Consider the following 14,571-nt stretch of genomic DNA (forward strand, 5'->3'; position numbering starts at 1 on the left):
TTGCAATCCAAAATGAGATGTAATTTATGTTAATAATTCCAGTAAAAGACGGAGAGTCTATCGACAGAGCCCTTAAAAAATATAAGAGAAAATTTGACAAAACAGGTACTGTTCGTCAATTAAGATCAAGACAAGCTTTTATTAAGCCGTCTGTAACCTTAAGACAATCTAGGCTTAAAGCTGCTTACAAGCAGATTAACCTTAGCAAAGAAGAGCAGGCTTAAGAAATTTTCTTAAATCGCATACTAAATTCACTCTTTAAATAGTTATATTTATAGAGTGAATTTTTTGTTTTACACTTTCTTCATGATTAACAAATTTCTTCAATACATTACGCACGAAAAGCGCTATTCTCCCCACACCATTACAAGCTATACAAAAGATTTGGAAGATTTTCTAGAATTCTACCTTCGTACTGAAGGCTCTGAAGATCTTTTAAAAGCTGATAAAAAAATCATACGTAATTTTATCGTTGACCTCAGCGAAAAAAACATTTCCAAAAGAAGCATCAATAGAAAAGTTTCAACGATTCGAAGTTTTTATAAATTTTTATTAAAAATTGAAGAAATAAAAACCTCGCCTGTAGAAAACATTAGTTCATTGAAATTTTATGCAGAAAAGCAAACACCAATTTCGAAGGAAGAAATGATAAAACTAGATGAAGAAGTTTTTCATGAAAAAGACAACCTTCTGAAACAGTGCATCATTGAAACACTTTACCAAACAGGCATAAGAAAAGCAGAGCTTTGTGGCTTGATATTTGAAAACGTAAACCTTGAGACACAAGAGCTAAAGATTATTGGAAAAGGCAACAAAGAACGATACGTTCCTATATCAGAAAAACTTGCAGAACTTCTATCAGAGTACCTAAGTATCAGAAAACCACAGGAAGATGCTCGGAATTTGTTTTTTGTAAATAAAAACGGTAAAAAACTTACCGAAAAATTTGTTTACTTAGCCGTTAATAAGTACCTTAGTCTTGTAACATCGAAAGAAAAAAAGAGTCCACATATTTTAAGACACAGCTTTGCTACACATGTTTTAGATAATGGGGCAGAAATATCAAAAGTAAAAAAAATATTAGGCCATTCTAGTCTTGCCAGTACTCAAGTGTATACGAATGCCAATATAGAACAATTGAAAAAAGTGTTTAATCTGGCTCATCCAAGAGCCGCAAAAAAAGAAGAATTATGAAGATCACAGTACAATCAATTGGTTTAACACCACACGAGCCACTAGAAGATCACATCGAGAAAAAAGTAAACAAGCTGGCTACTTTCTACGATAAAATTCAAGAGTGCAAAGTTTTTTTAAAAGTAGAAAATGCTTCAGACAGAGAAAACAAAACAACAGAGCTAATTTTGGCTGTTCCGGGTGACGATATCGTTGTGAAAAAGACTTGCGCCACTTTTGAGGAAAGTTTAGACCAATGCGTTGATACAGCTAAGAAGCTACTAATCAAGAAAAAAGAAATGGCTTAATAAAAAAGTTAAAAAAAACATACTAAAAATTTGAGAATTCAAAAAATCCGTTCTATATTTGCACACGCAAAAAAGGAACAGCGATCTTTTGAATTCTTTTTTTATTTTGCCTCCGTAGCTCAGCTGGCTAGAGCAGCTGATTTGTAATCAGCAGGTCGTGGGTTCGAGTCCCTCTGGAGGCTCAATTTAATATAAAATATCTGGGGAGATTCCAGAGTGGCTAAATGGGACTGACTGTAACTCAGTTGCTTCGGCTTCGCAGGTTCGAATCCTGCTCTCCCCACATTTTATATTAAAAAAAAGTCTTGCAGGTTTTAAAAAAAAAATTTAAATTTGCAAACCGTTACCAATAGTTTTGGAAACAAAATTGCGGAAGTAGCTCAGTTGGTAGAGCGTCAGCCTTCCAAGCTGAATGTCGCGAGTTCGACCCTCGTCTTCCGCTCCAATTCATACCATATTAGGTTTGATTTTTTTTTAACTGCTGATGCAGCGCAGAGTAGAATTTCTCTGAAAGCTTTCAGTTTTTATTAAATTGCCTCCATAGCTCAGTTGGCTAGAGCAGCTGATTTGTAATCAGCAGGTCGTGGGTTCGAGTCCCTCTGGAGGCTCTTTTAATATAAACTCGGGGAGATTCCAGAGTGGCTAAATGGGACTGACTGTAACTCAGTTGCTTCGGCTTCGCAGGTTCGAATCCTGCTCTCCCCACGGTTTATATTACAAATAAAATTTGTAAATTATAAAGTTTTCTTTAAGTTTACAAAACGTTTACCAATAATTTTGGAGACAAAATTGCGGAAGTAGCTCAGTTGGTAGAGCGTCAGCCTTCCAAGCTGAATGTCGCGAGTTCGACCCTCGTCTTCCGCTCAACTGAAATCACGCTTATAGTGTGATTTTTTGTTTAAGGCCGACTTAGCTCAGCGGTAGAGTGCTTCCTTGGTAAGGAAGAGGTCACGGGTTCAAGTCCCGTAGTTGGCTCAATTTAATCTCGATTCTATCGAGATTTTTTGTTTTTAGCCTATTTTTTTTATTAAATCAATCTGCTTTTCCTTTAGTTTAAACTTTATTCAAACTGTTTAAAATCTTAAAAACGATGTATTAGTCTGATCTTATTTGAATTTAAAGCAAAACACGCTAAATTCTTAAAATTTAATTAAACCTTTCCTCTCAAAGCCATTCTTCAGGAAATATCAGAATTATTTTTTTTACTTTCGTATAAAATTAGTTCCGATGAATATTCTTTTACTGGAAGATGATCTTATACTCTCTGCCGAATTGTGCAAATTTTTAGAATCTAACCAAATTACCTGCAGCAAAGTTTTTGACGGAGATACATTTTTGAGGGAAATAAAAAACAACTCTTACGACCTCTATCTTCTCGATATTAATGTACCAAAAATAAATGGTTTAGACGTTTGCCAAACTTTACGTACGTTTGATAAATCTACGCCTATCATTATTTTGTCGGCTTACGGAGATCTTTCAGATAAAAAAGACGCCTTCACAAGACTCGCAGATGATTACCTTGTAAAACCTTTTCAATTTGAAGAACTTTTATTGAGGATAAACTCTCTTCTCCGCAGAAAAACACAATCTGAGAATATTGAGCTTGATGTGATAAGAGTTGAAGACTTGATTATCAATAAAACCGAACAAAAAGTATTCAGATCCGGAAATGAAATTGCTCTTACCCTGAAAGAATTTCAGCTCTTGCTTTATCTTGCCGAAGCACAGGGAAGAACGGTCTCTAAGCAACAAATTACAGAGCACGTTTGGGAGCACAATTTCAATACGAATACCAATACGGTAGAAGTTTACATCAATTTTCTACGAAAAAAACTCGATAAAGATTTTAATGTAAAACTTATTCATACAAGGTCTGGTTTCGGATATTATTTAAGTCCTTTATAAAATGTCTTTAAAAAGGAAAATCGCACTTACTTTAAGTATTTCATTCTCCATTCTTGTGGGGATTGTGATGGTTATTATTTATATCTTATTCAACGATTTCAGAAGAGAAGAGTTTAAGGAAAGATTTGTACAGCGATTAGAGTTTACCTCTCACTTTATACTAAGGTCTAAAGATTTCGAAGAGGAAGCGCCCATTTTTTTCAATGAAAATTCAGATAATATTCTTTTAAATGAAAAAATATTAATCTTCAATGAAAATAAAGAACTCATTTATTCAACAATTAAAGATCAAAAAGTAACTTGGGATTCTAAACTTTTAGATGAATTAGATAGAAAAAAATCTGTTTTTACCGAAAAAACATTCCCCGAAATCTACGCTGCAAAGCGAAACATCAATGGTGAAAATTACTATATTCTTACCAGTGCATACGATACTAATGGTAAATCTAAACTTGCTTATTTGAAATATCTCCTCATTACGGCATATATTACAAGCATTTTGTTGATTGGCTTTTTCAGTTATTATTTTATGGGGAAATTTTTGCATCCTTTGGAGCAACTAAACCAAGAAGTTTCCGAAATTACAGCCCATAAACTGAATACGCAGATTCCCGTAAAAGATTCTAAAGATGAAATCAGTATTCTTGCACAATCTTTCAATACCATGATTATAAGACTGAATGATATTTTTCAGTCTCAAAAAGATTTTACGGCAAGTGCTTCTCACGAAATTCGAACTCCTATTACGAGAATGGCTTTTCAAATTGAAAACCTCATCAAGCTTGAAGACCACTCACCCACTACTCTTTCTGCACTTCAGCAGATGTTGAAAGACGTGTATGTGCTTTCAGACCTTACCAATTCACTTCTCTTGCTGACGAAATTTGACAAAGAAAATATACAAAGCATCTACGAAGAAGTGCGTATTGATGAAGTTGTATTTGAATCTTTCGATAGGGTAAAAAAAAGTTTTCTTAACCTTAAAATGAATTTCAATATTGCTGAAACCTCCTTAGAAGATGCATTGCTTACGATAAAGGGAGTTCAATCTTTATTAATTATCGTATTTATCAATCTTTTAAAAAACGCAGCAATTTATTCTGAAACAGAAGAAGTGAATGTATTGCTTACAGAAGATGAGAATGTAATCGTAATAGACGTAGTATCATTCGGGCAAACTATACCCGAAAAAGAGCAACCAAAACTTTTTGAAGCATTCACACGAGGCAACAATTCTCAAAATATTTCAGGATCAGGACTCGGACTTCGTATTGTGAAAAGAATTTTGGAATATCACGGTGCAAAAATTATTTACACCTCTTATAAAAATAATACAAATACGTTTAGTATTACATTCAATAAATAGTGGAAAGACAGGAAAAATCTAAGACAAGAAAATCACTTTTTTTTGAGATACTATACATTTTAAAAACCTTGAATATATTTCTAAAAAGCATCCGAGATTTGGTGTAAAAGCTTAGATGTTTTTCTATAAAATGTAGTGACAATTTTCAAATTGCATTTAAAAAGGCTTTGGTAACCTAAGTTCGGTTGGTGAATTTTTTACAAATATCAATAAGAACGGGTTTTAGTAATTTTTTAAAATGTGAAAATAAAGAGTTGTCTTCAGCCAAAAACTATTATAACTTTCGGCTAAAGCCCTACACAATTGATAATATTTTTAAAAAAAAGTAATCAAAAATTAATGTTTTCAATTATAATCCAACTGATGTTGATAAGTATTTTTGTAAGCTTCATTATATCTTTTAATAATTTTTTAAGCCGTATTTAAGTCTGTTTTAATCGCGCATCCGCAATTTTGTCTTCAAAATAATGATAATGAACAAATTTGCCGGACTCTTTATTGTTGTTTCTTCGTTTTTGGTGGCACAGCAGCAAATGTCACTTCAGGATTGCGAAGAAGCCTTCCAGAAAAATAACTTTCAGCTTTTGGCGGAGCAGTATAATATCAATAAGGCAGATGCAGATATTATCCAGTCGAAAATATGGGAACTCCCACAATTAAGCGGATACATCAACGCTTACAATCCCGAAGATAAAAGAGCTTTTGATGCAGGAAGAGCAAAAGGTGCCGAAATTACTCAGCTCATCTATCTTGGAGGAAAAAAGAAAAATGAAATCGCTTTTGCAAAATCTAATAAAGAGCTTGCTCAACTACAATTTACTCAGCTTTTAGCAAGTTTAAAAACAGAACTTCATTCTGCCTATTTCAATTTATACTACCAAAAGGTAAAGCTTGAAAGCATCACAAAGCAACTCGGTTATATGAATGAGCTTTTGAAAGTCTACAGAATGCAATCAGCAAAAGGAAACGTTTCTTTAAAGGATGAAGTAAGGCTTCAGAGCATCGTCGTTCAGCTAAATTCAGACAAAACAGACATCAATAAAGACCTGCTTGAATATCAGCAAAACCTCCAAATTCTTACCGGACTTAGCAATACAATCGATCCACAAATTTCAGATCAAGAAGTAAAAGAAATTTTGGCATCTCAGCCTTTTGGCAACCAAGAAGCTTTGAAAGAAAAAGCCTTGCAAAATAATGCAGATTATCAATATAATATTAAACTTATCGACAATAGTAAGCTGTACGCACAGTGGCAAAAATCTCTCAACGTACCCGATTTGAATTTGGGTGCACAATACGATCAAGCTAGTGGAACTTTTAAAAACGAAGTTAATTTGATGATTGGGGTTCCCCTTCCGCTTTGGAAAAGTAATAAGGGAAATATTGAAAAGGCAAATTTGGCAGTTCTGCAAAATCAAAAAAATGCCGAATTCCAGAAGTTTTCGCTTGAAACTAAAGTACAAGCTGCCTACAATATCTGGAAAAATAATTTTGAGCAGTTGTCTCAAATAAAATCTATTGATCAAAATAATTTGGAAACGGTATACAGCGGAATCCTCAAAAATTTCAGAAATGGCAACATCAGTCTCATTGAGTTTACAGATTTCATGGAAACTTACCGCCAGACTGTTCTTCAGGTCTATGATATGAAAAATAACCTCATCCAGTCTGCAGAAAACCTCAATCTTATTGTACAAACTAAAATCTTCTATTAAAAATGATGAAAAATATAATTACACCTCTATTCTCAATACTTCTATTGTGGTCTTGCAGTAAACAAGAACAGCCAAAAACTATAGAACCTAAAGGTTTTGAGCTCAGTAATACTATGCTAGAATCTATTTCTGTAGCAAAAGTAGAACACAAAACAATTGAAGATTTTTACAGTTTTTATGGAAAAATCTCTGCAGATAAAAATTCCTACATTGATGTCTTCCCATTGGTAGGTGGAAATGTAATGAGTGTAAATGTAGAGCTCGGAGATTATGTGAGAAAGGGACAGGTACTCGCTACCATTAGAAGTACAGAACTTGCAGAAGTACAAAAAGAAGTAAGTGATGCAAAAACAGACCTCATTGTAGCCCAAAACAACATGCGTGTAGCAAAAGAAATGTATGACGGAAAACTAAATACCGAAAGAGAAGTTCTAGAAGCAAAAAGCCAAGTACAAAAAGCCAAAGATCAATTGCAGAGAGCCAGTGCAGTAAGTACAGTTTATAATGTAAAAAACGGAAATATATACAGCGTTTTAGCTCCCATCAGCGGCTACATTGTACACAAAGATATTAATAAAGACATGCAGCTGAGAAGCGACAGAAGCGAGAATATATTTGATGTTGCCAACACCACAAATGTATGGGCAATAATGAATATCAATGAAGCTGACATCGAAAAAATAAGCCTCGGAATGTCGGCACAGGTTTCTACATTATCTTATCCCAACAAAATTTTTGATGGAAAGATTGATAAAATATTTAAAATAATAGATCCCGAAACCAATGCAATGCAAGCAAGAGTGGTTTTGGATAACACCAAAGGATTGCTGATTCCGGATAGTAAAGCAACCATAAAAGTTTCAAAATCTGAAAACAAAATGGCCCTTTCTATTCCTTCTAAAGCAGTAATTTTTGATGATAATAGAAGCTATGTTGTGGTTTTCAAATCTAGAAACGATCTGAAAATCAAGGAAATTCAGGTATTGAAACAAAATAGCGATGTCACCTATATTTCAGAAGGTTTGAAAGAAGGCGAAAATGTAATTACCAATAATCAATTGTTGATTTACCGTTCTTTAAATAATTAAATGTTAAGAAATTTAAAGTGACTATAAATCAAAAAAATCTTTCTTTCTATACGTTTTAGAATCATTTAAGTACACCTTTTTTATCAAATATGTAATTTCTATAATGAATAAATTCATAAAAAACATAATCTCATTTTCACTGAAAAATAAAGCTTTTACCTTTATTTGGGTATCTATTTTGGCTGTTGCGGGATTTATCAGTTTCAAAAATATGCCTATTGAGGCTTTTCCGGATGTTACCAATACACAAATAGTAATCATTACACAGTGGGATGGTAGAAGTGCCGAAGAAGTAGAGCGTTTTGTGACAACACCTATTGAATTGGCCATGAGCCCTGTTCAGAAAAAAACAAGTGTAAGAAGTACCACGATGTTTGGTCTTTCTATTGTGAAAATTCTCTTTGATGACGGTGTTGACGATATGTTTGCAAGAAATCAAGTTAACAATCAACTTCGAAATGTAAGTCTTCCTGAAGGTATTGATCCGGAAGTACAACCACCTTACGGACCTACTGGTGAAATCTTCAGATATACTTTAGAAAGCAATAAAAAAGATTCTCGGGAACTTCTAACTTTACAAAACTGGGTGATAGATAGGGCGCTTCGTGGGGTTCCGGGTGTTGCAGACATTAATGTTTTCGGAGGTCAGGATAAAGTTTTTGAATTGAGTATTGACCCAAGGGCATTGGATAAATACAATTTAACACCGCTTCAGGTATATGAAGCGGTAAGGAAAAGTAATTTAAATGTAGGCGGTGATGTCATCGAAAAAAACGGACAATCTTATGTAATACGAGGTATTGGTTTGGTGCAATCTAGCGATGACATTGGAAATATTACAATACAAAATGACAACGGAAACCCTATTTTGGTAAAATATGTTGCCCAAGTTCACGAAAGCTCAAGAACTAGAGTGGGACAAGCAGCACTCAATAAACATGATGACACAGTAGAAGGAATCGTTGTGATGAGAAAAGGCGAAAATCCCCGTGAAGTTTTGATTGGCGTGAAAGCTAAAATTAAAGAACTAAACGAAAAGATCCTTCCAAAAGATGTAAAAATGGTTACGTTCTACGATCGAGATCATTTGATGGATTTTACTACAGAAACCGTGATGCACAATTTGATGGAAGGCATCATCCTCGTTACAGTGATTGTTTTAATTTTTATGGCAGATTGGAGAACAACTTTAATTGTTTCCATCATCATTCCGCTGTCTTTGCTTTTTGCATTTTTATGTTTGAAAATAGCAGGGATGAGTGCAAATTTACTATCACTAGGAGCCGTAGATTTTGGAATTATTATAGATGGAGCCGTCGTTATGGTAGAAGGAATTTTTGTAATGCTGGATCATAAAGCCAAAAAATATGGGCCTGAAAGATTTAATAAACTAGCAAAAGCAGGTTGGATTAAGCAAACAGGAACTGGTTTAGGAAAGGCAATTTTCTTTTCAAAATTAATTATCATTACATCTTTAATTCCTATTTTCTCATTCCAGAAAGTAGAAGGAAAAATGTTTTCACCATTGGCATTTACACTTGGTTTTGCACTAATTGGCGCATTGCTTTTCACCCTTACATTGGTTCCTGTTTTAACGCATTTGCTTTTAAACAAAAATGTAAAAGAGAAAAACAATCCTTTTGTGAATTTTTGGGACAGAATTATTTTGAAAGGTTTCGGAATTACTTTTAAAAATAAAAAATTAAGTTTAATTATCTCTATTTCTTTTGTAATAATCACTTTATTCTCAGGGAAATTCTTGGGCACAGAGTTTTTGCCACAATTAAATGAAGGGTCGTTATGGATTACTGCAGAAATGCCAATGAGCTCATCTTTAAAAGAATCTTTGAAAACGGCTGAAATTTTAAAAAAAGATATTATGAATATTCCCGAAGTGACTGATGTTTTAGCTCAAACCGGACGAAGTAACGACGGAACAGACCCGAACGGATTTGGATTTGTACAATTCGCCGTCAATTTGAAACCTAAAGATGAATGGAAACGCAAAATATCCTACGAACAATTGATAGAAAATATTGATAAAAAACTGAGCAATTATCAAGGAATTACATTCAATTACTCACAGCCGATTTCAGATAATGTGGCTGAAGCCGTCGCTGGTTTTAAAGCTGAAAATGGGATTAAAATATATGGCGACAATCTTGAAACCTTAGACGAAATAGCAGATAAAGTCTTAAAATCTATAAAAAATGTTGAGGGCGTACGTGATGCCGGAATTATTAAAAATATTGGTCAACCAGAAGTTAATGTAGTTTGGGACAGAAACAAAATGGCGGCGTACGGAATAATGCCAGAAGACGCACAAGCCGTTCTAGAAATGGCTTTTGGAGGAAAAACAGCTTCGGAAATGTATGATGGCGAAAGAAAATTTCCAATCAGGCTGCGTTATTCACAAGAATACAGAAAAGATGAAAATGATATTGCTTCATTAATGATTCCTACACAAAACGGAACCATGATTCCTCTGAAAGAAGTGGGGAAAATTGAGAAAAATAACGGAGCTGCATTTATCTACCGTGACGACATCAAACGCTACATAGGTGTTAAATTCTCAATTCGTGATCGTGATTTGGGTAGCACAATAAGTGATGCACAAAAAGAAGTGGCAAAAATAAACCTTCCCGAAGGATATAAACTGGGCTGGACTGGCCAATTTGAAAATCAGCAAAGAGCGACTGCCAGATTAGCTCAGGTTGTACCCATCAGTATTTTGGGAATATTTTTCCTCTTGTTTATACTTTTCGGAAACATAAAAGATTCACTTTTAGTATTAGCCAATGTACCTTTTGCTTTAATTGGCGGAATTATAGCTCTCCATATAACAAGAATGAATTTCGGAATTTCTGCCGGCGTAGGAATGATTGCTTTATTGGGAATTTGTATTCAAAACGGAGTGATTTTGATAACCGAATTCCATCAAAATATAAAAGATGGCTTATCATTGGATAATGCCGTATTGACAGGGGTGAAATCTCGAACAAGACCCGTAATAATGACTGCTTTAATGGCATCTATTGGGCTCTTACCTGCTGCTTTATCTACAGGCATCGGGTCAGAATCTCAGAAGCCACTGGCTATTGTAATCATCGGTGGACTGATTACTGCAACGGTATTAACGTTACTTATTTTTCCAATTATATTCTGGATTTTTAACAGAAGTAAAAAATCACAGGAAATTATATAATTCTTTATTTTAACCTAAAAAAATCTCCCGGAAATTTCGGGAGATTTTGATTTTACAATTCTTATTTTTTTTAAATTCCAATAACCGTCTTTATATTCACAAATTCTTTCAATGCGTGTAGAGACAGTTCCGTTCCGTAGCCTGAAGTTTTAGTTCCTCCAAATGGAAAACGCGGGTCTGAACTCGTCATTCTATTAATATTTACAGTTCCAGATTGCAGACCATCTATAAAAAAATTCTGGCGTTCTTTACTTTTCGTCCAAACCGAATTGGATAATCCGAAAGGAATATTATTGGCAATTTCTAAAACATCGTCATCATTTTCAGCAATCATTAACATTCCTAAAGGACCAAATAACTCTTCCTGTAAAATAGGATTTCCTTCTTCTACTCTTATCAAACCAGGATTAAACTCATTTTTAGAAATTCTTTCCAAAGGAATAATTGCTTCCGCTCCGTATTCTAAAGCTTTTTGGTACTGTTTTTCTAAATCATCAGCTAAATCTGGTCTTGCCATTCCGGCTAATTTTGTATCTTTTAATTTAGGATCAGCGGGAACATATTTTTTATACTCTTCTATAAATTTTGGAAGAAAATCAAATTCAATATTTTTTTGAATTACAAATCTTTTGGCTGCAACACAAGTTTGACCGCAATTTTGAAGCCTTGCCAAAGCTCCTACCCTTGCAGCTTCATCCAAATCAGCATCATCCAAAACAATGAAAGCATCGCTTCCGCCTAGTTCTAGCAAAGATTTTTTTATGTTTTTCCCAGCAATAGAAGCCACTTCAGCTCCCGCTTTTTCGCTTCCCGTAAGACTTACACCCTTTATAGTGGCATGTTCTAAAATTTCTTTTACCTCACCATGACCAATTTCCAAATTCTGGAAAACACCTATAGGAAAACCTGCTTCAATAAAAACTTTTTCAATTGCACTGCCGCTCCCGAAACAGATTGATGCGTGTTTTAGAACCACTGTATTTCCTGCCAAAATTGCAGGCGTTGCAAATCTTAAAACCTGCCAAAACGGAAAATTCCAAGGCATTACCCCTAAAATAACTCCTTTGGGAACATATTGAATTTCTGAAATTTTGAATTCAGATTCTATTTTTTCCGGGCTTAAAATATTTTCAGCATCCGCATAATAATTCATCATCAAAGCAGATTTCTCAACCTCAGAAATGGCTTGAGAAATAGGCTTATTCATCTCCTCAGTAATTAATTTACCAAAAATTTCTGCTTTATTTTTAAAAATTTCTGCAGCTTTTGCAATGAGTTTTTGCTTTTCTTCAAACGGAACTTTTTTCCATTCCTGAAAAGTTTGATTAGCTTTTAACAGCTTTTTTTCTATTAAATTTTCCATTTTAAAATTTCCATTTTACAGATTCAAGGATTGCGAATCTCCTGCTTTTGGATTAAGCATTTTTAAGGCAACAAATATTGTTCCTTATATCGTATTTAATTAATTATAAATTCTATGATTTGTATTTATTACAACTAAGTGAATTTTAAGGTAATTTAGAATATTTCTATCGCTTATTTTGCAAATTGGGCAGATTCATTACTTCAATCAATCTGGGCAATCTGCTTAATATGTGAGGAAAAATTAAATCATCAACCATTCATTAGCCAAACTTGCAGCCAATCTTGCGGTACGATCTTGAATATCAAGACTGGGATTTACTTCTGCAATATCCAAGGCAATTAACTTTGTATTTCTAAGAATATGTCTGTATAAATGCATGAAAGCTGCATCTGCAAAAATTCCGTTGTAAGCTGAAGCAGAAACTCCTGGTGCAATAGAAGCGTTGAAAACATCCATACAAATCGTCATGTAAAGAAAGTCTACCGAATCTGCTAAGTCATTAACTCTTTCATAGACCGACGGTAGATTTTCGAAGAACAATTCATCTGCCAGAATATATTTCATCCCAAACTGATGAGCCGTATCAAAAAGCTTCAACGTATTAGAATTTCTCTGAATTCCGATGTGTAGAGAATGAATCTCGCCTTCCTGAGCAATTTGCCAAAAACCAGTTCCTGAGCTTGCTCCTACACCATTTTCGGGTTGTCTGTTGTCAAAATGAGCATCAAAATTGATAATACCAATTTTCTGTTCCTGAAAAGCAGTTTTCACACCCTTGTAATGTGCAAAAGTCACTTCATGACCACCGCCAAGAACCAAAGATTGACCACCTTTTAGCAAAACTTTCGAAACTCTTTTCGCCAATTCATTCTGGGTATTTTCAAGATTTCCGTCTTCACAGGTAATATTTCCAAAATCAAGAAGTGAAAAATCCGGGCGAATCACAGGAAAATTAGACATATTTTTCCGGATAACATCGGGAGCGTCTTTTGCACCTTGTCTTCCTTTATTTCTGCGAACACCTTCGTCAACGGCAAATCCGTGTAAAACGAAATCATTAGTTGAAATTGCATCGTAATTATTTTCTGCTTTTACGCTCTGAAATATTCTGTGATAAAGAAGTTCTTCACCATCTAATCTTCCTTGCCAAATAGTATTCATCCTTTTAGTTTTTAAAGTATAGCATAAATGCCAAGAACATTTAAACTATGTTCCCGTTAATATAAACTCTTTCCGCATTCAAGCTTCCCTGATTATAAAGAACGTTTTGGAAATTATTGGTTTTATAGGTTACAAAATCTGCTTTTAACCCTTCTTTTAAAATTCCTCTATCTTCTAAATTGAGTGCAAAAGCAGAACGAAAAGTAATTCCTGCCAAAACTTCAGCGGTTGTTAATTTTTCAAATGTTGCTAAAATAGAAGCTTGCGTAATCAAATTTCCCATTGGTGCAGATCCCGGATTCCAATCACTTGCAATCGCCACAATTGCTCCCGCATCTAATAATTTTCTGGCAGGAGTAAATTTTTCACCTAAACCTAAACTAGCTCCCGGTAAAGCAGTTGCCACTGTTTCAGATTGTGCCAAAAACTCAATATCTTCGTCTATCGTTGCTTCTAAATGATCTGCAGATTTCGCGCCTACTTCTACCGCAATTCTTGAACTTCCAGGTGTAAACTGGTCTGCATGAACGGTGATTTCAAAACCTAAGTCTTTAGTTTTAAGTAAAAATATTTTACTTTCCTCAGGTTGAAATGCAGATTTTTCAATAAAAATATCAACTCTTTTTGCAAGGTTTTCTTCCTTTACTTTTGGTAAAATTTCAGTTAAAATATAATTTAAATATTCTTCGTTACTTCCTTCAAAATCTCTTGGTTTTAAATGTGCTGAAAGACAAGTTGGAACTAGCGTTGCCTTAGTTTTTTCCTGAGCTTTTTTTATCATTCGAAGCATTTTCAGTTCGTTTTCTACATCCAAACCGTATCCGCTTTTTACTTCAATGGTGGTAATTCCCAAAGAAACTAAAAAATCAATTCTTTCTAATAAATTTTTCAGCAATTCTTCTTCTGACGCATTTCTTGTATGTTGTACCGAGCTCCAGATTCCACCGCCACTTTCGGCAATTTCAAGATAGGTTTTTCCTGCATTTCGCATGGCAAAATCGTTGGCACGGTTTCCACCAAAACAAATATGGGTATGAGAATCTACAAAGGCAGGAAGTACGATTTGCTCACCTTCAATTGTTTCGATTTCTATATGTTGATTTTCAGATTTTAAAGTTTCAAAATTTCCGATTGCTTGAATTTTATTTTCGTTAACTAAAATTCCACCATCAACAATAATTTCTATTTGCTCATCAGAAAGTTTTCCTCTTAACGGAAGATTGGCAAGCGTTATAACTTGCTTGAAAGGGCCTATTAATTTCATTATATTAAAGTTAAGGT

The 14,571-nt window shown here is 34.3% G+C and carries 11 protein-coding genes and 7 tRNA genes; 15 read left to right on the forward strand and 3 right to left on the reverse strand.

Annotated features, from left to right (window positions below; all coding sequences use genetic code 11):
• Window positions 1–26 precede the first annotated feature (26 nt).
• The 15 genes from rpsU to BW939_RS11175 all read left to right on the forward strand — a co-directional run bounded on the left by rpsU (window position 27) and on the right by BW939_RS11175 (window position 10,763).
• The gene (gene rpsU / locus BW939_RS11105) at window positions 27–224 is read left to right on the forward strand and encodes a 30S ribosomal protein S21 (RefSeq protein ID WP_076452102.1); all 198 of its coding nucleotides are present in this window, start codon (window positions 27–29) and stop codon (window positions 222–224) included.
• Between the two features lie 82 nt (window positions 225–306).
• Window positions 307–1,194 (forward strand): tyrosine-type recombinase/integrase, encoded by an 888-nt coding sequence (locus BW939_RS11110; protein WP_076452103.1) that lies wholly within the window; start codon window positions 307–309, stop codon window positions 1,192–1,194.
• Window positions 1,191–1,481, forward strand: coding sequence for an HPF/RaiA family ribosome-associated protein (locus tag BW939_RS11115; RefSeq protein WP_076452104.1), 291 nt, complete (start codon window positions 1,191–1,193; stop codon window positions 1,479–1,481). The genes BW939_RS11110 and BW939_RS11115 overlap by 4 nt, the downstream gene beginning before the upstream one ends.
• A gap of 108 nt (window positions 1,482–1,589) precedes the next feature.
• Window positions 1,590–1,663, forward strand: a tRNA-Thr gene (locus tag BW939_RS11120).
• Window positions 1,664–1,683: 20 nt separating this feature from the next.
• A tRNA-Tyr gene (locus tag BW939_RS11125) sits at window positions 1,684–1,764 on the forward strand.
• An 86-nt stretch (window positions 1,765–1,850) separates the two neighbouring features.
• Window positions 1,851–1,926: transfer RNA gene (locus BW939_RS11130), tRNA-Gly, on the forward strand.
• Between the two features lie 89 nt (window positions 1,927–2,015).
• A tRNA-Thr gene (locus tag BW939_RS11135) sits at window positions 2,016–2,089 on the forward strand.
• 16 nt (window positions 2,090–2,105) lie between these two features.
• Window positions 2,106–2,186 (forward strand) — tRNA-Tyr (locus BW939_RS11140).
• 86 nt (window positions 2,187–2,272) lie between these two features.
• Window positions 2,273–2,345: transfer RNA gene (locus tag BW939_RS11145), tRNA-Gly, on the forward strand.
• Window positions 2,346–2,384: 39 nt separating this feature from the next.
• Window positions 2,385–2,456 (forward strand) — tRNA-Thr (locus BW939_RS11150).
• A gap of 252 nt (window positions 2,457–2,708) precedes the next feature.
• Window positions 2,709–3,389, forward strand: coding sequence for a response regulator transcription factor (locus BW939_RS11155; protein ID WP_076452105.1), 681 nt, complete (start codon window positions 2,709–2,711; stop codon window positions 3,387–3,389).
• Between the two features lies 1 nt (window position 3,390).
• Window positions 3,391–4,755, forward strand: coding sequence for a sensor histidine kinase (locus BW939_RS11160; protein WP_076452106.1), 1,365 nt, complete (start codon window positions 3,391–3,393; stop codon window positions 4,753–4,755).
• A gap of 473 nt (window positions 4,756–5,228) precedes the next feature.
• Window positions 5,229–6,470, forward strand: a complete 1,242-nt coding sequence (locus tag BW939_RS11165; protein WP_185115895.1) for a TolC family protein — start codon at window positions 5,229–5,231, stop codon at window positions 6,468–6,470.
• 5 nt (window positions 6,471–6,475) lie between these two features.
• Window positions 6,476–7,558 (forward strand): efflux RND transporter periplasmic adaptor subunit, encoded by a 1,083-nt coding sequence (locus BW939_RS11170; RefSeq protein WP_076452221.1) that lies wholly within the window; start codon window positions 6,476–6,478, stop codon window positions 7,556–7,558.
• Between the two features lie 103 nt (window positions 7,559–7,661).
• On the forward strand, window positions 7,662–10,763 hold the full coding sequence (locus BW939_RS11175) for an efflux RND transporter permease subunit (protein ID WP_076452107.1): 3,102 nt from the start codon (window positions 7,662–7,664) through the stop codon (window positions 10,761–10,763).
• A gap of 70 nt (window positions 10,764–10,833) precedes the next feature.
• Here BW939_RS11175 and BW939_RS11180 read toward each other — a convergent pair whose 3' ends face one another.
• The 3 genes from BW939_RS11180 to hutI all read right to left on the reverse strand — a co-directional run bounded on the left by BW939_RS11180 (window position 10,834) and on the right by hutI (window position 14,554).
• Window positions 10,834–12,126 (reverse strand): aldehyde dehydrogenase family protein, encoded by a 1,293-nt coding sequence (locus tag BW939_RS11180; protein WP_076452108.1) that lies wholly within the window; start codon window positions 12,124–12,126, stop codon window positions 10,834–10,836.
• Between the two features lie 243 nt (window positions 12,127–12,369).
• Window positions 12,370–13,290, reverse strand: a complete 921-nt coding sequence (gene hutG / locus BW939_RS11185; protein WP_076452109.1) for a formimidoylglutamase — start codon at window positions 13,288–13,290, stop codon at window positions 12,370–12,372.
• Window positions 13,291–13,330: 40 nt separating this feature from the next.
• Entirely contained in the window at window positions 13,331–14,554 is a 1,224-nt protein-coding gene (hutI, locus tag BW939_RS11190; RefSeq protein ID WP_076452110.1) for an imidazolonepropionase, read from the reverse strand.
• Window positions 14,555–14,571 lie beyond the last annotated feature (17 nt).

The organism is Chryseobacterium piscicola, from assembly GCF_900156685.1.
GTDB lineage: Bacteria > Bacteroidota > Bacteroidia > Flavobacteriales > Weeksellaceae > Chryseobacterium > Chryseobacterium piscicola.